This window comes from Streptomyces pratensis (assembly GCF_037137275.1).
Lineage (GTDB): Bacteria > Actinomycetota > Actinomycetes > Streptomycetales > Streptomycetaceae > Streptomyces > Streptomyces pratensis_B.
Genome location: NZ_JBBBEN010000097.1, coordinates 135,231 through 154,285 on the forward strand (window position 1 = coordinate 135,231; position 19,055 = coordinate 154,285).

20 protein-coding genes and 1 tRNA gene are annotated in these 19,055 nt (G+C 73.7%); 12 read left to right on the plus strand and 9 right to left on the minus strand.

All coding sequences use genetic code 11. The annotated features are described in order from the left end of the window. Nucleotides 1-94 precede the first annotated feature (94 nt). Nucleotides 95-829 carry a TerD family protein gene (locus tag V9U70_RS22905; RefSeq protein ID WP_336678075.1) on the plus strand — a complete coding sequence of 245 codons (735 nt, stop codon included), beginning with the start codon at nucleotides 95-97 and terminating at the stop codon, nucleotides 827-829. A 67-nt stretch (nucleotides 830-896) separates the two neighbouring features. On the opposite strand, the gene V9U70_RS22910 is transcribed toward V9U70_RS22905, so the two are convergent. Continuing rightward, entirely contained in the window at nucleotides 897-1,856 is a 960-nt protein-coding gene (locus V9U70_RS22910; protein WP_336678077.1) for a TerD family protein, read from the minus strand. A 210-nt stretch (nucleotides 1,857-2,066) separates the two neighbouring features. Between V9U70_RS22910 and V9U70_RS22915 the strand changes: the two genes are divergently transcribed. The 4 genes from V9U70_RS22915 to V9U70_RS22930 all read left to right on the plus strand — a co-directional run bounded on the left by V9U70_RS22915 (nucleotide 2,067) and on the right by V9U70_RS22930 (nucleotide 7,692). After that, complete coding sequence (locus V9U70_RS22915; RefSeq protein WP_336678079.1) at nucleotides 2,067-3,284, plus strand: HpcH/HpaI aldolase/citrate lyase family protein; 1,218 nt, start codon at nucleotides 2,067-2,069, stop codon at nucleotides 3,282-3,284. Between the two features lie 10 nt (nucleotides 3,285-3,294). Continuing rightward, nucleotides 3,295-6,012, plus strand: a complete 2,718-nt coding sequence (locus V9U70_RS22920; RefSeq protein ID WP_336678081.1) for a phosphoribosyltransferase — start codon at nucleotides 3,295-3,297, stop codon at nucleotides 6,010-6,012. Nucleotides 6,013-6,116: 104 nt separating this feature from the next. Next, the gene (locus V9U70_RS22925) at nucleotides 6,117-6,917 is read left to right on the plus strand and encodes an HAD family hydrolase (RefSeq protein WP_336678385.1); all 801 of its coding nucleotides are present in this window, start codon (nucleotides 6,117-6,119) and stop codon (nucleotides 6,915-6,917) included. Between the two features lie 115 nt (nucleotides 6,918-7,032). Next, nucleotides 7,033-7,692 (plus strand): O-methyltransferase, encoded by a 660-nt coding sequence (locus V9U70_RS22930; RefSeq protein ID WP_336678083.1) that lies wholly within the window; start codon nucleotides 7,033-7,035, stop codon nucleotides 7,690-7,692. A 31-nt stretch (nucleotides 7,693-7,723) separates the two neighbouring features. On the opposite strand, the gene V9U70_RS22935 is transcribed toward V9U70_RS22930, so the two are convergent. The 3 genes from V9U70_RS22935 to V9U70_RS22945 form a co-directional block, all read right to left on the minus strand. After that, the gene (locus V9U70_RS22935) at nucleotides 7,724-7,939 is read right to left on the minus strand and encodes an FmdB family zinc ribbon protein (protein WP_336678085.1); all 216 of its coding nucleotides are present in this window, start codon (nucleotides 7,937-7,939) and stop codon (nucleotides 7,724-7,726) included. Between the two features lie 162 nt (nucleotides 7,940-8,101). Next, entirely contained in the window at nucleotides 8,102-9,589 is a 1,488-nt protein-coding gene (locus V9U70_RS22940) for a coiled-coil domain-containing protein (protein ID WP_336678087.1), read from the minus strand. A gap of 71 nt (nucleotides 9,590-9,660) precedes the next feature. After that, the gene (locus V9U70_RS22945; protein WP_336678088.1) at nucleotides 9,661-10,461 is read right to left on the minus strand and encodes a DUF4097 family beta strand repeat-containing protein; all 801 of its coding nucleotides are present in this window, start codon (nucleotides 10,459-10,461) and stop codon (nucleotides 9,661-9,663) included. A 284-nt stretch (nucleotides 10,462-10,745) separates the two neighbouring features. Here V9U70_RS22945 and V9U70_RS22950 point away from each other — a divergent pair. After that, nucleotides 10,746-10,820 (plus strand) — tRNA-Val (locus V9U70_RS22950). A 116-nt stretch (nucleotides 10,821-10,936) separates the two neighbouring features. Here V9U70_RS22950 and V9U70_RS22955 read toward each other — a convergent pair. After that, nucleotides 10,937-11,284 (minus strand): DUF6234 family protein, encoded by a 348-nt coding sequence (locus V9U70_RS22955; protein WP_336678090.1) that lies wholly within the window; start codon nucleotides 11,282-11,284, stop codon nucleotides 10,937-10,939. Nucleotides 11,285-11,431: 147 nt separating this feature from the next. Here V9U70_RS22955 and V9U70_RS22960 point away from each other — a divergent pair, with 147 nt between their 5' ends. Further along, nucleotides 11,432-11,728 carry a ScoMcrA-related endonuclease gene (locus V9U70_RS22960; protein WP_336678092.1) on the plus strand — a complete coding sequence of 99 codons (297 nt, stop codon included), beginning with the start codon at nucleotides 11,432-11,434 and terminating at the stop codon, nucleotides 11,726-11,728. 13 nt (nucleotides 11,729-11,741) lie between these two features. Continuing rightward, nucleotides 11,742-12,287, plus strand: coding sequence for a hypothetical protein (locus V9U70_RS22965; protein ID WP_419724013.1), 546 nt, complete (start codon nucleotides 11,742-11,744; stop codon nucleotides 12,285-12,287). A 79-nt stretch (nucleotides 12,288-12,366) separates the two neighbouring features. Here V9U70_RS22965 and V9U70_RS22970 read toward each other — a convergent pair whose 3' ends face one another. Together V9U70_RS22970 and V9U70_RS22975 are read right to left on the minus strand one after the other, a co-directional pair. Then, nucleotides 12,367-12,855, minus strand: a complete 489-nt coding sequence (locus V9U70_RS22970) for a nuclear transport factor 2 family protein (protein ID WP_336678094.1) — start codon at nucleotides 12,853-12,855, stop codon at nucleotides 12,367-12,369. Nucleotides 12,856-13,348: 493 nt separating this feature from the next. After that, complete coding sequence (locus tag V9U70_RS22975) at nucleotides 13,349-13,972, minus strand: histidine phosphatase family protein (protein WP_336678096.1); 624 nt, start codon at nucleotides 13,970-13,972, stop codon at nucleotides 13,349-13,351. A gap of 221 nt (nucleotides 13,973-14,193) precedes the next feature. Here V9U70_RS22975 and V9U70_RS22980 point away from each other — a divergent pair, with 221 nt between their 5' ends. The 3 genes from V9U70_RS22980 (at nucleotide 14,194) to V9U70_RS22990 (ending at nucleotide 15,635) form a co-directional block, all read left to right on the plus strand. Continuing rightward, nucleotides 14,194-14,412: a hypothetical protein gene (locus tag V9U70_RS22980; protein ID WP_336678098.1), complete on the plus strand. Its 219-nt coding sequence runs from the start codon at nucleotides 14,194-14,196 to the stop codon at nucleotides 14,410-14,412. Between the two features lie 469 nt (nucleotides 14,413-14,881). After that, on the plus strand, nucleotides 14,882-15,346 hold the full coding sequence (locus V9U70_RS22985) for a DUF7144 family membrane protein (protein WP_336678100.1): 465 nt from the start codon (nucleotides 14,882-14,884) through the stop codon (nucleotides 15,344-15,346). A gap of 67 nt (nucleotides 15,347-15,413) precedes the next feature. Next, nucleotides 15,414-15,635 (plus strand): DUF2277 domain-containing protein, encoded by a 222-nt coding sequence (locus V9U70_RS22990; protein WP_336678102.1) that lies wholly within the window; start codon nucleotides 15,414-15,416, stop codon nucleotides 15,633-15,635. A gap of 124 nt (nucleotides 15,636-15,759) precedes the next feature. Here V9U70_RS22990 and V9U70_RS22995 read toward each other — a convergent pair whose 3' ends face one another. Continuing rightward, on the minus strand, nucleotides 15,760-16,569 hold the full coding sequence (locus V9U70_RS22995) for a DedA family protein (RefSeq protein ID WP_336678104.1): 810 nt from the start codon (nucleotides 16,567-16,569) through the stop codon (nucleotides 15,760-15,762). Between the two features lie 198 nt (nucleotides 16,570-16,767). Here V9U70_RS22995 and V9U70_RS23000 point away from each other — a divergent pair, with 198 nt between their 5' ends. Continuing rightward, on the plus strand, nucleotides 16,768-17,562 hold the full coding sequence (locus tag V9U70_RS23000; RefSeq protein WP_336678106.1) for a superoxide dismutase family protein: 795 nt from the start codon (nucleotides 16,768-16,770) through the stop codon (nucleotides 17,560-17,562). 312 nt (nucleotides 17,563-17,874) lie between these two features. Here the strand turns inward: V9U70_RS23000 and V9U70_RS23005 are convergent, their stop codons facing one another. Next, a complete protein-coding gene (locus V9U70_RS23005; RefSeq protein WP_336678107.1) occupies nucleotides 17,875-18,324 on the minus strand; it encodes a DoxX family protein in 450 nt (149 codons plus the stop codon). Between the last annotated feature and the right edge of the window lie 731 nt (nucleotides 18,325-19,055).

Here is a 19,055-nt window from a genome sequence, read left to right on the forward strand (position 1 = left end):
GCCCACACGGCGACGGCTCTCCGGGACTCTCCCGGACCCGGCCCGGTGGCCGCCCCGCGGTGATGTGCGGGTCGCGAGACAGGTGGGGGTTGGAATGGGTTTCTTCGACGGCCTGTGGCCGGGGCGCGCGGCGCAGTTCGACTCGGGCGACGCGATGACGAGCGCGATCACGCTGACCAAACGCAACGCCACGGTGTCGCTCAGCAAACAGGGAGCCCTGTCGGGCAACCTCCGGGTCAACCTGTCCTGGCGGATGCGCACCTCGGACTTCGAGGGCCGTCCCTCCCGGAGCGGCCGACTGCGCCACCCCCTCACGTTCTTCCAGCCCGAGGTGGTCCAGGCGCACACCCAGGGCGTCGTCAACGTCGACCTGGACCTCGGCTGCATGTACGAGCTGACAGACGGCACCAGGGGAGTCGTGCAGCCGCTGGGCAGCCTGCTGGGCGACCTCAACGGCCCGCCCTACGTCCGGCTGAGCGGCGACGACCGGTTCGGGGCGCCCTCGGGGGAGACGGTCTACGTCAACCTCGACCAGCGCGACCAGATCAAGCGGATGCTCTTCTTCGTCTACATCTACGACCAGACGCCCGCCTTCGACCGCACCCACGCCAAGGTCACGCTGTATCCGGGCAACGGGCCGCGGGTCGAGATCGAACTGGACGAGCGGGCCCCGCAGGCCCGCTCGTGCGCGGTGTTCACCATGGAGAACATCAAGGGCGAGCTGATCGTGCGCCGTGAGGTGAAGTTCGTCTACGGCTTCCAGTCGGAGCTGGACCGGCTGTACGGCTACGGCATGCAGTGGGGCCGCGGCTACAAGACCCGGACCTGAGTCGGCCGACGCCCTCCGCCCCGGCGTTGTCCGGCCGGGCCTCTGACGCCACGGCCCGGCCGGGGCCTCAGGACCGGATGAACTGCGGGCCTTGCGGAGGCAGCGCGAAATGCGGGTCGGGTGCGTAGGCGGCAGCCGCCGCGGGCTGGGGATAGCCGTAGGAGGGCGGCGCGGCGGCAGGCTGCGGATAGCCGTACGGCCCCTGGTGGCCCGCCGCGGGCGCGGGCGGTGGCCCGGCGGGCGGCGGATAGCCGTAGGAGGGCTGCCGGTGCTGGACCGTGGCCTGGGAGTCGGGGCCCGCCGCGTGGAGGGGCGCGTACTGCGGCGGCGCCTCCGGCACCGGAGGCACGGCCGCCGAAGGGGCAGGCGAAGGGATCGGCGAGGGCCGAGCCGGGGCGCCGTACGCGGGCGGGTCCTGCGCGGGCGTGGGGGCCCGGTGCTCGGGCGAGGCGCCCGGCTCCGCGGCGTCCTCGTCCTCCGCCTCCGGCTCCTCGACCGAGATCCCGAAGGCGGTGGCCAGACCGATCAGCCCGGTGGGGTAGCCCTGGCCCACCGCACGGAACTTCCACCGCTCACCGCGGCGGTACAGCTCCCCGCAGATGATCGCGGTCTCCTCGCCGGTCTCCGGCCGCACGTCGAACACGGCCAGCGGCTCGCCCTCGTCGAACGCGGCGTCGAACAGCAGCACCCGCAGGTCCGGCACCTGCTCGAAGGCCGCGCCGTCCGAGGAGGCGGCGATGACCACCTGGTCCACCGACGCGTCGAGCGCGCCGAGATCCGCCTCGACCGTGTCCGTCAGCCACTCCTGGACGCCGCGCTTCGGCAGCCGCCGCACCAGACCCGAGGGATGCCGGGGCTGGTTGTAGAAGACGAAGTCCTCGTCGGACCGCACACGCCCCGACGCACCGAGGAGCAGGGCGGACGCGTCCACGTCGGGGACCCCGGCGCCCGGGGTCCAGCGCAGCACGGCCCGGACGGCCGCGGCCTCGACAGGGACGTTCGAGCCCTTCAGCATCGTGTGCGTCATGCCCGTCATCCTGCCTGCTGGGGGCCCGTGCGGACAACGCGGGGGGCGTCACGACCGTGCCCGCGCGAGGCGGGACGATACCGCGTGAGGTAACCCGGCCAGGGGCGGGTAACCGGAAGTTCATGTGTATCGGGAACTGTTGATACCCGTTCGTACGTACTATTACCGGCCATACGTTGTCCGACCGGTCAGGCAGTTCGGGGGAAAAACATGCGTCACTTCGGGCATATCTCGCCCGCCACCCGGGAGAGCCTGTTCCTGCGGGAGCCCTGCACCTTCAGCGCACGGTCTTCGGCGCAGGTGCTCTCGGTGGCCCTCGGAGCCACCCTCTACTCCCCGGCCACCCGTCCGAACCTGGCCGAGGACGTCCTGAAGCAGGCCGGGCGCGGCGTCGTCTCCATGGTGCTGTGCCTGGAGGACTCGATCGACGACGCCGAGGTGGTCGGCGCGGAGGCCAACCTGATCAGGCAGTTCGCCGCCCTCGCCGCCCGCGGGACGCCGCCGGGGCCCACCGGCCCCGACCCGGCGAGCGCGCCGGGCACGACGGACGACGACGTGCCGCTGCTCTTCATCCGGGTCCGTGAGCCGGCCCAGATCACCGACCTCGTGGACCGTCTCGGCGACTCGGTCCGCATGTTGTCCGGTTTCGTACTTCCCAAGTTCACCGAAGAGCGTGGCTCACTCTTCATGGAAGCCCTCACCGAGGCCGAGGCCGCCTGCGGACAGCGGCTCTTCGCCATGCCGGTCCTCGAATCGCCGGAGCTGCTCCACCTGGAGACACGCCGCGAGATCCTCCAGGGCATCGCCCGCAGTGTCGACAAGTACCGGGACCGGGTGCTCGCCCTGCGTCTCGGTGTCACGGACTTCTGCTCGGCCTACGGGCTGCGCCGATCGCCCGACATGACGGCGTACGACGTCCAGATCGTCGGCTCCGTGATCGCCGACGTGGTCAACGTGCTGGGCCGGGCGGACGGCACCGGCTTCACGATCACCGGACCGGTCTGGGAGTACTTCCGCCGGCAGGTCCGCATGTTCAAGCCCCAGCTGCGCCGCAGCCCCTTCCTGGAGGGCCGGGCGGAGGAGCTGCGCACCGCCCTCATCGAGCACGACCTGGACGGCCTGCTGCGCGAGATCGAGCTGGACCGCGCCAACGGGCTGCTCGGCAAGACGTGCATCCACCCCTCGCACGTCGCGCCCGTCCACGCGCTGTCCGTGGTCAGCCACGAGGAGTACACCGACGCCCAGGACATCCTGCGGCCCGAGCGCGAGGGCGGCGGAGTGCTGCGCTCCGTCTACACGAACAAGATGAACGAAGTGAAGCCCCACCGGGCCTGGGCGGAGCGCACGCTCCAGCGGGCCGAGGTCTTCGGGGTGGCGAAGGAAGACGTCGGCTTCGTGGACCTGCTGGCCGCCGGCCTGGCGAACTGAGCGCGCGGCGATGAGCGAGCGCGCGACGAGAGAAGAGACCGTGGACGTGGTGTGGTCGGGCGACTGGGTGGCCGAGCGGCTGGGAATCGCCCTGAAGGGCGACGCAGAGCTGCGGGACCTGCTGGGCCTCGCCCTGCGCCGCAACCCCAGGCGGGCGCACCTGCTCGTCTCGAACGTGCTGGGCAAACACGTGCCCCAGCGCCCCTCCGTCGTCTACGGGGCCGGCTTCGAGCTGGGTGAGCGGGTGCGGGCCCTCCTCGGCGACGAGGCGGCCTCCCGCGCGGTCGTCCTCGGGTACGCGGAGACGGCCACCGGCCTCGGCCACGCCGTCGCGGACGGACTGCGGGACGCCCCCTACCTCCACTCCACCCGGCGCCCGGTGCCGGGCGTCGAGCAGGCGGGCGGCTTCGAGGAGTCCCACTCGCACGCCACCTCGCACCTGCTGCTGCCCGAGGACCGGGGCCTGCTCGCGGGGGACGGAGGCGCGGCCCCCGTCGGCGGGGGCGGCTCGGACCACGGGGGCGGGCCCGTGCTCGTCCTGGTCGACGACGAGTTCTCCACCGGCAACACGGTCCTCAACACCATCAGCGCGCTCCACCGCCTGCACCCGCGCGAGCGGTACGTCATCGTCGCCCTGGTCGACATGCGCTCGGCCGGCGACCGCGACCGGCTGGCCGCCTTCGCGGCCGAGATCGGCGCGCGCGTCGACCTGGTGACCCGCAGCGCCGGGACGGTCCTTCTGCCGGACGGCGTGCTGGAACGCGGCCAGGCCCTGGTCGCGGAGCAGGAGGCCGTCCAAGCGGAACGGACGACGGCACAGGTCGAAGAGACGGGACGGGCCGAAGAGACGGAGCGGGCCGAGGAGCGGCGGGCACCGCGCGCCGAGCAGGCGGGCGTGCGCGCCGAGAAGCGGGCCGCAGAGGCGGCACACCCGGACGCGCGCGCCGGCGCCGGGGAGGCGACGCATGGCGACAGCGCTGCCGTACCCCGTCCCGCCGGGCCCCCGGCCCGGTTCACCCGCGTCGACCTGGACTGGCCGGCCGGCGTCCCCGACGGCGGGCGGCACGGGTTCACCCCCGCCCACCGGGAGGAACTGGAAGCGGCGCTCCCGGCCATGGCCGACCGGATCGCCGCCGCGCTCGGCGACGACGCCCGCGGCCGCGTCCTCGTACTCGGCTGCGAGGAGCTGATGTACGCCCCGCTGCGCCTGGGCACCGCGCTGGAGGCCACGCTGGACGCGGCCGCAGAGGTCCGCTACTCCACCACCACCCGCTCGCCCGTCCTCGCGGTCGACGACCCCGGCTACGCGATCCGCACCCGTCTGGTCTTCCCCGCCCACGACGACCCGGCCGACGGCCCCGGCGACCGGTACGCCTACAACGTGGCGGGCGCCGGCTTCGACGCGGTCCTCGCCGTCGTCGACTCCACCGCCGACACCCCCGAGCTGCACGCCCCCGACGGACTGCTGGCCCGGCTCGCCGAGCACACCGGCCACGTACTCCTCGTGACCGTCCCCTCGTACGTCCCCGGCCCGACCCCCACCGCCCCCCGACGCCAGGAGCCCGCCGTGCCGCCCGAGCCCCTGAGAGGCCCCGACTTCTCCAGTTACGCCGCGGAAGACGTCGGCTGGCTGCTCCAGGACCTCTCGGACACCGAGCTGGAAGCACCCACAGAGGAGCGCGAGGAGGCGATCCAGAGCGGCGGCGCGCACTACGCGGAGTCGCTGCCCGTCGAATACCAGCCCAGCCCCGCCTACCAGGCACTGTTCGCGGCCGCCCTGGACGCCTCCGCCGCCCGCATCGCCCGTGCGGTGGGCGCCGTCACCGAGACGGTCCTCGCCGAACGCGGCCCCCGGCCGGTCCTCGTCTCGCTCGCCCGCGCCGGCACCCCGGTCGGCGTGCTGATGCGCCGTTGGGCCCGGCACCGGCACGGACTGGACCTGCCGCACTACGCCGTCTCCATCGTCCGGGGCCGCGGCATCGACGCCACCGCCCTGCGCTGGCTGGCCGCCCACCACGACCCGGCCGACGTGGTGTTCGTCGACGGCTGGACCGGCAAGGGCGCGATCACCCGCGAACTGGCCGCGGCCCTGGAGGCGTTCGCCCGGACCGAGGGGGGCGCCCGCTTCGACCCGGAGATCGCGGTGCTCGCCGACCCGGGCGGCTGCGTACGGACGTACGGCACCCGCGAGGACTTCCTCATCCCCTCCGCCTGCCTCAACTCCACGGTGTCCGGCCTCGTCTCCCGTACGGTGCTCCGCGCCGACCTCGTCGGCCCCGACGACTTCCACGGCGCGAAGTTCTACCGCGAACTGGCGGACACCGACGTCTCCGTCCACTTCCTCGACACGGTCGCCGCGCGCTTCGACGAGGTGGCCGGCGACGTCGACGCGAAGGCCCAGGAGCTGCTGGCCGCCGACCGCGCCCCGACCTGGGAGGGCTGGGCGGCCGTCGAGCGGATCAGCGAGGAGTACGGCATCCACGACGTCAACCTCGTCAAGCCGGGCGTCGGCGAGACCACCCGGGTCCTGCTCCGCCGGGTCCCCTGGAAGATCCTCGCGAAGCGGGGAGCGGGTGCGGACCTGGAGCACATCCGACTGCTGGCCGAACAGCGCGGCGTACCGGTCGAGGAGGTCGACGCCCTCCCGTACAGCTGCGTCGGTCTGATCCACCCGCGGTACACCCGCGGTGCGACGGGCGCGGACGGCAAGGCGGTGAAGGGCGCGTGACCACGGACCCGCGGCCCCCCGCCGCCGCTCCCGCCCCGCCGGCGACGCAGGACGCCCCCGTCGGCTCCGTGGCCTCCGGCACGGGCGGCACACCGGTCACCCTGGTGGCGAGCGACCTGGACCGCACCCTCATCTACTCGGCGGCAGCGCTCCAACTGCCCATGCCGGACGCCGAGGCGCCCCGCCTCCTGTGCGTCGAGGTGTACGGGCGCCAGCCCCTCTCCTACCTGACCGAGACGGCCGCGGCCCTCCTCACCGAGGTGGCCGGAGCCACCGTGTTCGTGCCGACGACCACCCGGACCCGCGAGCAGTACCACCGCATCCACCTCCCCGGCCCCGCTCCGCGCTACGCGATCTGCGCCAACGGCGGGCACATCCTGGTCGACGGCGTCTCCGACCGGGACTGGCAGGACCGCGTCCAGGCCCGGATCGCCGACGAGTGCGCCCCCCTGGCCGAGATCAGGGCCCACCTCGCGACCACCGCCGACCCGGCCTGGCTCCTCAAGGACCGCGTCGCCGAGGACCTCTTCGCCTATCTCGTCGTCGAACGCTCCCTGCTGCCCGAACAGTGGGTGAAGGAGCTCGCGGTGTGGGCCCGCCCCCGCGGCTGGACGGTCTCCCTCCAGGGCCGCAAGATCTACGCCGTCCCGGCGCCCCTCACCAAGAGCGCCGCGATGCACGAGGTCGCCCGCCGCACCGGCGCCACCCGCACGCTCGCCGCCGGGGACTCCCTCCTCGACGCCGACCTGCTGCTCGCCGCCGACCTGGGATGGCGCCCCGGCCACGGCGAACTGGCCGACGACGGCTGGCACGCCCCGCACGTCGAGGCCCTGGCGGAGCGGGGCGCGGCGGCGGGCGAGGAGATCCTGCGCCGCTTCCTGACGGCGGCGGCGTCCCGCCACTGAGACGCGGCGGACCGGCGTACCCGGTATCCGTGCGCTGCGGCGCACGCTGAGCGAGGCTTGGCCGAGAGCGCGGCGGACGGCCGCCGTGCCACGACACAGAGGGACACCCACCCGGATGACCAAGGGCAACGACACCACCATCACCGCGGAGCTGTACGCGTACATGCTGGCCCACAACCCCCCGCTGGACCCGGTCCAGCGGGAGCTGGTGGACACCACATACGCCCGGTTCCCCGACCACGCGGGCATGCAGTCGGCCGAGGAGCAGGCCCCGCTGCTCGCCTTCCTCGTCCGGCTGGTCGGCGCCCGGCACGTGGTGGAGGTCGGCACGTTCACCGGGTTCAGCGCCCTGGCGATGGCCCAGGCGCTGCCCGCCGACGGCACTCTCATCGCCTGCGACATCTCGGAGGAGTGGACGGCGTACGGCCGGGAGGCCTGGGCGAAGGCGGGCGTCGCGGACCGCGTCGACCTGCGCATCGCCCCCGCCCTGGACACCCTGCGCGCGATGCCCGACGAGCCCCACATCGACTTCGCCTACCTGGACGCGGACAAGGGCGGCTACATCGCCTACTGGGAGGAGCTGGTCCCCCGGATGCGGCGGGGCGGCGTGATCGCCACGGACAACGTGCTCTTCCACGGCGGGGTCACGGACCCGGAGGCGACCGGCCCGGCGGCGGCGATCAAGGAGTTCAACGACCACGTGAGCGCCGACGACCGGATGGACAGCGTGCTGCTGACGGTGTCGGACGGGCTGACGCTCTCCCGGAAGAAGTAGCGCGCCGCGCCGCGGGCGGGCGGGGCCGGGCTCAGCCGCAGCACCCGCCCCCGCAGCAGCCCCCGCCCCCGCCGCCGGACGGTGCGGGAGCGGACCCGGCCGCACCGCCCACGGCCACGGTGGACAGGAGTTTCACGGTGTCGTCGTGGCCGGCGGGGCAGGAGGCGGGGTCCGAGGACTGGGCCATGGGGCGGCTGAGTTCGAACGTGTCTCCGCAGGTGCGGCAGCGGAATTCATAACGAGGCATGGCCCCAGGCTAGAGCCATCACGGGGGCAGGGCTACGGCCGCCCGGCCTGCGACCCCGCCCTGCGGGCCTGGCCGAGTGCCGACGTGTCCGCGGGCCCGGTCGGGGACCGGTCCCGCGGCGCACTCGGCCGCCCGCCCCCGGCGGTCGGGGCGGGCGGGGGCTCACGCTCCGGCACCGCGCTCCTCACGAATGTCGGAGACCACTCGGGCCGCGGTCTGCCGCACGGCCTCGGTCTCGGTGAGGAAGTGCCAGTAGTCGGGGTGGCGCCCCTCCAGACCGGCTACGGCGCGCTCCAGCCGGGCCACGGAGTCGTCCAGGGGCCGGGCGTGCCGGGGGTCGGGCGTGTGCCGGCCGGCCATGGCGAGGCGCTGGGCGTCCCGCACCGCGAACCGGGTCCGCTCGATCTCCTGCTGCGGGTCCTTCGCCACGGCGTCCAGCTGCTGCAACCGGTCTCCGGCGGCGGACACCGCCTCGTCCGCGGCGTTCAGCAGGGCCCGGACCGTGCTCAGCCGGGATGTGGCGTCCGCCCAGAGCTGCTCCTCCCGTGCCTTCGCCGCCTCCGCGAGCTTCTCCTCGGCCTGTCGTACACCGGCGGCGGCCTGCTCCGGGACGGGCTGCAGGTCCTGCCAGCAGGCGGCCGAGAAACGTCGCCGCAACTCGCTGAGCACCGGCTCCACCGAACCCGCGCGGGTGGTCAGCGCCTGGGCCCGGGTCCGCAGCGACACCAGCCGCCGGTCGATCTCGGCGGCCCGCTCGGGCAGCCGCTCCGCCTCGGTGCGTACGGCCTCCGCGTCACGCAGCACCACGTCCGCCCGGTGCAGCGTCTCCGGGACACCGTGCTTGCCCGCTCCCTGGTTCAGCTTGGTCAGCTCCGGGGCGAGCGCGGCGAGCCGGGCGGCGAGCTCGTCGGCCCGCAGCCCCGCGGCCCGGACGGAGTCGAGGGCTTCGCTCGCGCCGAGGAGGGCCTGCCGAGCCCGCTCCACTGCGGGGGCGAGCCGGGCGAGCTGCGTCTCGGCACTGCCCAGCAGGGGCCCGAGTCCCTGCGCGAACCGGTCGAGCTCGCCCTTGACCCGTACGAGGTCGTCCTTGGCGCGGGTCAGCTCGGTGCGGGCGCGGGAGGCGACAGAGGGCTCCAGCTCGTCCCGGTCCAGGTCATGGGTGTCGACGGCGGTGATGTAGGCGTGGCTGACCTCGTCGATGCGCCGCCCCAGCGCGGCGAAGTCCTCCACAGCCTTGCGTGCGCGTGAGGAGCCGTCGACGGCGCTGATCGTCTCGACCGAGATCCGAAGATCCCGCTGAGCGCTGTCCAGTTCGTAGAACGCCTCGGCGGCGGCGTCCTTCGCGGCCTGCGCCTCGGCCCGCTGATTCTCGCCGCGACCGCCGAACCACCGGCGCGTACCGCCCCCGGAGAAGGCGGTGGGCAGCACGGCCAGCACGAGCGGCACCGGCAACAGCAACAGCCCCAGGGCATCCCGGACGGCGGGCCCGCTGTGGTGACGCCCTCCACAGGCCTCGGAGCCGGGACGGACACCGCGGTCACGCGGCGGTCGCCGCCCCCCGGGGACGAGCCGGCCAGCCAGCCCCTGGACCCTCTGGACGGCGGAACGCCCACCCGCTCCTGCCTCCGGCCGCGCGTGTGTCGCCGTCACATCCCTCTCCCGTGCCGATTCGCCCTGCCCGGTACATTCTCCCACCAGGTAAGGACGAACACACGGGCCGGTTAGTTCACGCTTCGGACGGTGACTTGACCGTTGTCGCTCCGCGCTTTCACCACATGGGCGCTGGTGTCGCTGCGCGGCACCCCTATCGAGACGTCACCGTTGTCGGCGGAGGCGTTCACGGCGTACTTCTGCGCGCCCGGCGGCAGATCTATGGTGATCCCGCCGTTGTCGCTCACCGTGTCCACGAGGTCGGGAACGGTGGCGAAGTCCAGTCGGACCTCCCCGTTGTCCGACCGGGCGACGACGGACGGGGAGGACACCCGCTCCGCCCGCACCTCCCCGTTGTCGCTGTACAGCTTCAGGGCGCCGCTCACATCCCGGACGAGGACCTCTCCGTGGTCGGACGACAGATCCAGCGGACTGTCGAACCCGGCGGCACTGACGCGCCCGTTGTCCGACGCCGCCGTCACGCCGACCCCGCGAGGCACCTTCACCCGGTGCCGCGCCTCGCAGTTGTTGATCAGAGCCTCGCACTTCACCCGGAGCGTCAGGGTGTCGCCCTCGATCTTCCAGACCGGGTCGGGCCCGCTGCCCAGCACCACCCAACCGTCGACCTGCCGCTCCACCTCGATCTGCTCTACGTCGGCCGACACCAGGTCCACGGTGGCGTTCTCCGAGTCGATGTTCAGGGTCGTGCCCTCCAGCGCGAACGTCTTCCGCTCGACCGGGGCCCCCTCCGCATCCGTACCTCCGCACCCGGTGAGAGACAGGGCCAGCAGCGCGGCCCCGCCTGCAACGGAGAGAGCCCGGCCGGACGCCCGGCGCCATGTTCGGGTCGGTGCGCTCGTCACGATGTCCACGGTGATCGGTCCCCCAGGGTTTACGGCCGTACGATGTCACCGGACGTCGCTGCCGGTGTAAGGAAACCGTATGCAGCCACGGCCCCCGGCGGTATGCGGGCGGCTACCGTCTCGGAGGTGGGGTTATCCCCCGCACGCCGCCCGTGCGGCCTTCCGGGCCCGGTCCCACACCGCCGCGCGAAGCTTCCAGCCCGGCGTGCGGCCCCCACGCCGCCGCCCGGCACCGCCGCTGACGCGGTTTATGAGCAGGAGCCCGGGTCCATGTAGGCTGTGGCCTCATCCACGGGTGCGTAGCTCAGGGGTAGAGCGCTGCTCTTACAAAGCAGATGTCGGCGGTTCGAAACCGTCCGCGCCCACCAGTGCGAAGGCCCCCGACCGATCATGGTTGGGGGCCTTCGACATCTCCGTCCGGCGCTGACGGGCGTGCTCACCCGGGCCCCGGCCCGCACAGCCGCGACGGCCCCGTGCGAACGGATCACGCGAAGGCCGGGCGCACTGCGGAGGCGTGCTGGTCGTGGGTGGCGAAGTAGGCGAGCACGAGGGCTCCGCTTCCCAGGACGACCAGTTGCACGATGCCGGGGAGGCGCCACCCCCGAGCAAGCAGCCCACCGCCCGTGATGACTGCGCCGCCGGCCAGGAGCCACATCCCCCGCAACGCTTCCTGGGGCGCGGTGGGCGGGTTGCCGCCGTTGTAGCTGTCGGCCCATCCGGCCATCCCGTAGTTGATGAGCACCAACCAGGCGATGGCCATCAGGTCGAGTACGAGCAGGGCCACGCTGACCCCGATCTGCTCGCCGGTCGACGGTCTGTCCTTCGTTCTCATGACGACCACCGTGCCTGGTTCCCGTGCCGGTCTGTTGATCGCATGCCCTCCAGCGTCCTGGCGCGTCAGGCCCCGCGCATGAGCACGGGTACTCAGATCCGCTCGGAGCGGCAGGCGTTGTCAGAGCCCGGCTCTACGATGCTCTCCATGCGCAGAGGAGCGATCACACGACAGTCCGTGCTCAAGGCCTTGGCGGAGCACGAAGAGGTGGGGCGTGACGCCTTCCTGGCGAAGTACGGCTTCGGGAAGGCGCGCTCCTATGTGCTGGTCCACGAGGGGCGGGAGTACGACTCCAAGGCGATCGCCGGGGTGGCGCACAGGTGGAGTCAGGGGCGGGCCCTCACGTCGGACGAGTTCAGCGGGGGCAGGGCCGGCGCCGCGGCGTGGCTCCAGCGGGTCGGTTTCCAGGTCAACGCCATGACGCGCGACGGCGCCAAGACATGAACGGAGCGGGACGGTGAAGGGCCGGGAAGGCGCGGGGCGAGCAGGGGGCTCGGCCGCGCCTCAGCAGAGCACCGGCCCGGCCGGTCCGGGGCCCCGCGCCGCGCTGCTGATGTCGCTGGTGCTCGGGCTGCTCCTGGGGGCGCTGTCGACGCTGGTGATGTTCCCGGCCGCCCAGCACCTTCGCTCCCTCGAGGACGGCGAGCGGGCTCAGGCGGTGCTGCATACGAGCGGCGCTTGCATGGCGGGCCAGTGCGAGGTCGCGTTCGAGGCCGGTGGGCGGAGCGTGGTGGCGGATCTGCCGGTAGGCAGCGGTGGAGGCAGGCACTCCGTCGGCGCCCGGCTGACTGTCCGACACCAGGCGGACGATCCACAGGTCGTCGCCCGTGAAGAGGACGTCGGGGGCGGTGGGGCGGCCGTGCTGGCGGTGATGTCGGGCGTGGCCGCCCTGCTCTTCCTCCTGGTGGCGATCGTGGCGGCGATCTTCGTGGCCCGACAGCGGCGCGCGGACGCGCGGTCCTGCCGGGCCATCCAGGAGGGGGAGCGGCACGGCGGTGGCTAGGACGCGGCACTACCGTGTGCCCCGCCCGGCGGACCAGGCTGTCTGTGCGCGTGCCGGAGGCCGCGGGCCTGCCGGCGGATCACCCCTCCGACGGCGCGGCGATGACGTGCCCGCTCGCCGCCTCGGCGATCGACAGACTGTTCTCGTAGAGGTGGTGCCGGGTGATGCGGCCGTTCTCGACGGTGAGCCGGAGCGCGAAGGGGCCCGAGAACGATCTTCCCGTCGCTCGCACGGTCCCCGAAAGGCGCCCTGTCAGGACGGCGTCGGCACCGTCCACCAGGAAGGCGTCGACGGAGGCGTGCGCGTCCTCGGGCACGGTGTGCTCCATCAACTCGGCGAACTGGGCGGCGCATTCGGCAGCGGTGGAACGCGGCCGAATCCACGGGGCGGCGGGGTTCTCGGCCAGCAGCCAGTCGACCTCGTCGGCGAAGACCGCGGTGAGCCGCCCGATGTCCCCGGCCGCCCGGGCGGCGAGGAACTCCTGGACGACGGCCCGGGTGGTCTCGGCGGGGGAGGGCGGTGCGGTGGTGGTCGAACCCGCCCTGGGGGCAGGGGACGTGACAGACATGGTGTCTCCGTACGTTGTCAGGCGACCCGGCGGACTTCCGGCGATGGGCTCGATCCTGCCGGTGGGCGGGTGGAGAGGTCGATTACTCCGGAGGTAATGAGCGGTCACTGAAGGCGGTGGGCGCGTCGTGAGCGGTCCGCGGGCGGCGTAGCGCGGTACGCCGCCCTGGAAGGCGATGCGTCGGCCGCCGCGATGCTCTCCACTTCCTGGGGGCGTCCCTGGGCCGAACCGGGGTCTGGCCACCGCCGCGCCCCGTCCGGCGTCTCGGGCGGGCCGGCCCGGTCGCGGCAGGCAGCCGGTCGTGCCCGCGGCAGCCGGGCGTTCCCAGCCGCCGGGCGCCGGCCGGGGCGGAGGCGCCGCTGCTGCCCGAAGGCTGAGCGCCGCCCCGCCCCGCCCCGGCCGGGCCGTGCGTACGGCCCGGCCGCGCGGGGATACTTCTGCCGAAGCCGTCGGCACCGGTGGATCGACGCCCCCGACCGGGAACCCGGTGCTCTCAGACGTGGAGCTCGGGCGGGAAACCGGTCCAGCGGAGGCCGGCCGGAAGGTGGCCGGTGTCGTTGAACAGGAGGACGGCGGGGGGACGGCCGGGCGCGTAGCGGATGACGGTCAGCGCGGCGTTGGCATGGTTGATCCCCGTCCAGCGCCACTTCGGGGCGTCGAGCGCGTCCCGGAACAGCCAGCCGACGAGGAAGTTGTGGGTGACGACCAGTTCGTGCCGCGGCTCGCCGCCCGCGACCGGCCCGGTGAACAGCGCGAGAGCCTGCTGGGCCAGCCCCGGGCCCTTCTCGCGTTCCGGCGCCGGGAATCCGGCCAGACGACCGAGCAGGCGGCCCGCGGATTCCTCCGGCAGCTCCTCGCGCCGTGGCATGTAGGGGATGTAGTCGCCGGCCGGCGCGGACGGCAGCACGGGGACACCGGCCAGCCGCTCGCCGATCACCTGGGCCGTCTCCTTCGCGCGGGCGAGCGGGCCGTGATGGATCGCGGTGAGCGGAGCTCCGCTCAGCCGCTCCGCGAGGAGGGCTGCCTGCCGCCGCCCGTTCTCCGTGAGCGTGCTCTCGTCCGACGAGGCCTCACCGTGGCGCGTCAGGTACAGGTAGCGGTCCGCCGTTGCCGTCATGGGCGCGTCGTCCTCCATCGGATTACATGATCGTGTGAATGTCAGGACCGACGTCGTCCCATGCGCCGCGGTTCCGTACCACCGGCCCCGCCGGGCTCTGTCGTGGCGCGGTAGCGCCGACCGCCCCCCTGTCGCGTGCCCGGGGACGGCGGCCTTCCGGGGCCGCCAGCGCGCACGCCTCCCAGGATGCGATCGGACGGTGCGCGGGGCACCGTGGAGACATGTCCGAGCACCCGCCCGTGATCGTCTACCCGCCGTCCGCGACCGGAGGGCGGCGGGTCACTGTGCACGGGCAGATCGTGGGCCTGGCGCACGGCCGGGGCGAGGTGGCCGCGCTGCTGCGCGCCGCCGGGCTGGGCCCGGGGCCCGACGAGATCGTCGAGCTGGACCGGCCGGACCTGATCGAATGGCGCGGCGGCGACCTCGACACATGGGAATGACCCCGTGCGCGTCGGCAGACGACTCCTGACATGGCAATGATTCCGTGGGCCTCGGCCGGCGGCTGCCGAGTGTGCCGGGTGGGTTCGCGGACGCGCGGCAGGCTGATCCGCCCCGCCCCGCCCTGACCCGACCCGACCCGACCCCCCGACCCGGCCCGTGCCGGCCGGGGCCGCCCGAGCGGAAGCTCTGCCCGGCCAGGCACCGGGGGGAGCTGAGCGGACCCCGGTCCGGTCCGAGCTGGCCCACCAGGGCACTGTGATCCGGTCCGGCCCGCATCGAGCCGACCCGGCCCCGACCGCATCGGGCCTGGACCGTGCGGAGTCGGTGTTCCACCACCCGTCACTCGTACGGGCGTGCTCAGGTGGCTCTCCCCCGGGAACCGAAGGAACGTCGAAGTCAGCCTGACTCGTGCCATCGAAGCAGGTCAGGGCAGTGCACGCCCGAGTACGTACCGGCCGAGGAGTTCTCATGAGCCAGCCCGACGCCCCTACGCCCGGCGCCTCGCGCCCCGCCGCCCCCCGTTCCGGGGGCTCCTCCGGCAGCCCGTGGGCGGCCGGAGGAACGATGTTCGCCGGCCTTCTGCTCTTCGTGGACGGTGTCCTCGGGGTGCTGAAGGGCATCGCGGGGATCGCTACCAACGACGTGTACAGGGTGATCGACGACTACGTCTTCAAGTTCAGCGTGACCTCGTGGGGCTGGGTCCACCTCATTCTCGGGGTGGTCCTCATCCTCGTGGGCCTGGGCATCCTCAAGGGAGCCGCGTGGGCCCGGGGCGCGGGCGTGGGCCTCGCCTCGCTGAACCTCATCGCGAACTTCATGTGGCTCCCGTACACACCGGTGTGGGCCATCGTCACCATCGCCATCGACGTCTTCGTCATCTGGGCCCTGTGCACCGACCGGGCCGACTCGCGCGACCGGCTCCGGAACGGTTGAACCGTCCGGCCCCTGACCGGTCGGGCGTCAGATGTCCGTTGTCAGTGGGGCGGTCCACACTGGAGACATGTGCCGCAGCATCAAGACGCTCCGACCGCCCGCCCTCCCCGATGAGGCCACCGAGGAGGAGATGCGGGCCGCCGCCCTCCAGTACGTGCGCAAGGTCTCCGGGTTCCGTGTGCCCGCCGCGCACAACCGGGAAGTCTTCGACCGGGCCGTCGACGAGATCACCGCAGCCACGATGAAGCTGCTGGACGGCCTGGAGATACGCGGCGCGGCCCGGGGGTGAGCCCGGGGCCGGAGCCCGGGGGCTTGCCCGCCGGGCGGGTTGCGCCTGAGTTGCTGGGGTCCCCCGCTGGAGACGCCCGTGAACGGCCCGGGGCCTGGTTCGGCGCTCCCGGGCACGGGCCCGATCAGGGAGTGGCCGGTGTCGGCGTGGCGAGGGAGCCCGATGCGCTCGTGGGGGCGATGCCCGGCGCGGGCAGCGGGACCGTGGCGCGCGGCAGCGCCGTCGGTGTTGCCGCACTCCGTGTCGCGGGGCCCGGCGGTGCGGTCGCGGACAGTGCCGTCTGCGTCTCGTCGTCCGCCGTCGCAGCCGACCGCGCCGAGGCCGGGCGCTTCACCAGGAAGGCGGCCAGCGCCCCGGCGACGAACAAGGCCAGTACCGACACGGCCGTGCCGAACCAGGTCGAGCCAAGCCACCGGCCGCCGAAGTAGCCCAGCCCCACGCTGTAACCCGCCCACGCCAGCCCCGCCAGGGCGGACCACGGCAGGAAGTCCCGCACCCTGCGGTGCGCGGCGCCCGCCCCGAGGGAGACCACGGACCGGCCCGCCGGAGCGAACCGGGCGATGACGACCAGTGCGCCGCCGCCCCGGCTCAGCGCCGAGCCGAGACGCTCCTGCGCGACGGTGAGGCGACGCGAGCGGGCGATCGCCCGTTCCAGGCGGTCGCCTCCGCGCCAGGCGAGCCGGTACGCGACGAGGTCGCCGAGGACGGAGGCGCTGGCCGCGCACAGAATCAGCACGACCAGTGACGGCACCTGCCCGCTGGGGCCCGCCCCCGTTCCGCTGACCGTGGTCGAGCCGGCGGCGGCTGCCGTGGCGGCCGTGATCACGAGGACGCCGCTGGGCAGCAGTGGCAGGAAGACGTCCAGGAGCACCGAGAGCGCGACCACCCCGTAGATCCATGGAGTGCTGGTCAGCGCGCCCAGACTCTCTAGCACCGTCTCCTACTCCCCGCTCGTGTCGACGCCGCGACGTCGCAAGGGAGCGGCAGGGGCGGCTGGGCCCAGCTGTACAGCGTACGCGGGAGGGTTCCGCTGCCTGCCCGCAGGGCGGGTGATGTTGTGCAGGTCACGTACACCTGGCGGCCTCGTGCCCGTTAGACGGGAGAAACGACCGGCGCGAACGAGGAGCAGCGTATGACGGCAGGGATGGTACGGACGGGGTGCGGGCCCTCGCACCAGAAGGAGAAGAGGGGCGCGGCGGTGTGCGGGCGTGGCGGCGTGCTGCCGGGCGTCCCCGGTGCGGTGGCCGGTGCGGTGGTGCTGCTGATGCTGGCCGGCGGGGTCGGGGTCGCCCATGGCCCGCACGACCAGGCGCACGACGTGCACACGACAGCGCTTCCGGCGGACGGCGTCCACGGCGAGGAGGGCCCGGGGCTCCCGGGCGAGGGCGGGGGGACGGCCCGGGCCTCGCGCTTCGAGGATGGCGTCGTCGGTCCGGTCGGCGGAGTCTGGACGCGGGCCGCCGGGGTGTTCTCCCCGCCCGGGGCCTTCCTCCCGTCCAAGGCTCTGACGTACGACACCGGGTTGGTGCCGGCGGGGGCCCGGATCGAGGTCACGCAGTACGCGGACGGGACCCGCAGCCGGATCGCGGCCCGGCTGCGGGGGCTGCCGCCGGACCGCGCGTACGGGATGCACGTGCACACCCGCCCCTGCGGCGCCGATCCCGCGGCGGCCGGGCCGCACTACCAGCACCGCGCTTCGGCGACGGCGGACCCGGTCAACGAGGTGTGGCTGGACTTCCGGACCGACGCGGACGGCGACGGGCGGGCCGAGGCCCGGCACGGCTGGAACTTCCGGAAGGGCGGAGCGCGGTCCGTGGTCATCCATGACCGGCAGGGCGGTGCGGGGGAGCGGGCGGCCTGCTTCACGGTGCCGTTCGGCCCGACGGACGACGCGTCCGGAGGCGGGGCTGACGGAGTGGCCCGGTGAACGGGTAGGAGAGAGCAGGGCGCACGGGCGTGCCGGGTCGTGCCGGGTGCACGAGACCTGCGGCTCTGACGGGTCGACCGGATGTGAGGGGCCGAACGGGCTCTGACCGGCGGACCCGGGCGCGCGGGTCTGCCGAGAGCTCCCCGGTCGGCCCGGGGCCGCCCGGATGGTTCGCGCGCGGTGGCGTCCGCCTCCCCAGCGGGAGGGGAGCGCCACCGCGCTGCCGTTCCCGGCCGCCCCGCACTGCGGGGCGGTGTGCGGGGCGGCGGGGGCGTGAGCCGGGCGCGGGGGAGCCTGCGGTCGTGCCGTAGGTCAGACCGGGACGGCGGGGGCTTCTGTGCGCGGGGCCGCGCCCTCGGCCGGAGTGCTCGTGCCCCTCGCTCCGAAGAGGCGGTCCAGGGCCAGCGCGCCCGGACCGGTGAAGACCAGCAGCAGGAACGCCCAGCAGAACATCACCGGGGAATCGCCGCCGTTCTGGAGCGGCAGGAGAGCCTCGGGCTGGTGCACGGAGAAGTACGCGTAGGCCATCGAGCCCGACGCGAGGAACGCGGCGGTGCGGGACCCGAGGCCCAGGGCGACCAGCGTGCCGCAGACGAGCTGGATCAGCGCGGCGTACCAGCCGGGCCAGGCGCCGGCCTCCGTCTGACCACTGCCGAGCACGCCGAAGAGCGCGGCGGCACCGTGGAAGGCGAAGAGCAGACCGACGACGAAGCGGAAGAGGCTGAGTACATAGGGCTGGGCTTGGTTCAGGCGGATGAGCATGAGGGGAGGGCTCCTTCGGTCGAGGCGGGGGCGAGAGCCGACTGAAGCCTCAGGTTAGGGATGCCTCACCAGTACTTGCAAGTTCAACATTCTGTCGGGTGTCTGGAAATCGACCCCGCTTTCGGAGGTGAGTGAACGCTCACGTACTGCCGGGAGCTGGGAACTCTGTCCGACTACTGTGGCCTGCACCAATGTCAGCGCAGGGTTCCGGCCACGGGGCGGGGTGCCGGGCCCCGGTCGGCGGAGCCCGTGCCGTCGGCCGGGCCAGGCGGTGAGGCGGCACTTCTGTGCGGCCGGGGGCGGGGGAGGGGCCTTCGGTCCCGGGCTCGTGGGGCGCGCGCGAACGTGTCCCTCCGGCCTCGGTGGCGGGAGCGTGCGAGGGGGGTGGGGCAGGCCGGGCGGGCGAGAGTGGCGAGCGCGAGGCCGCTGTCCGGTCAGCTCCCGCCTCCCGTGGAGGGGGAGCCGTGGCGGGCGGGCGGCGAATGCCTGGGTGGCCGGGCGGTCGTCAGGGCCGGCGCCTGCACGGCGGGTCGGCCGGAGCCGGTCCTCTGCCGACGACGCGCCCGGGTGTCACGCGTCACCGCCGCCGCGCGAGCGGAGCGAGGGCAGGTGGGGATGCGCCATCGGTGGCCGTACTCGTCCGAAAACATGCTGGCGGCGCAGGCCGGAACGAGGAAGGGCGGCGGTCGCCGCGCATGCTGGGGAGGGCCGTGGCGCGCAGCCGTCCGCGC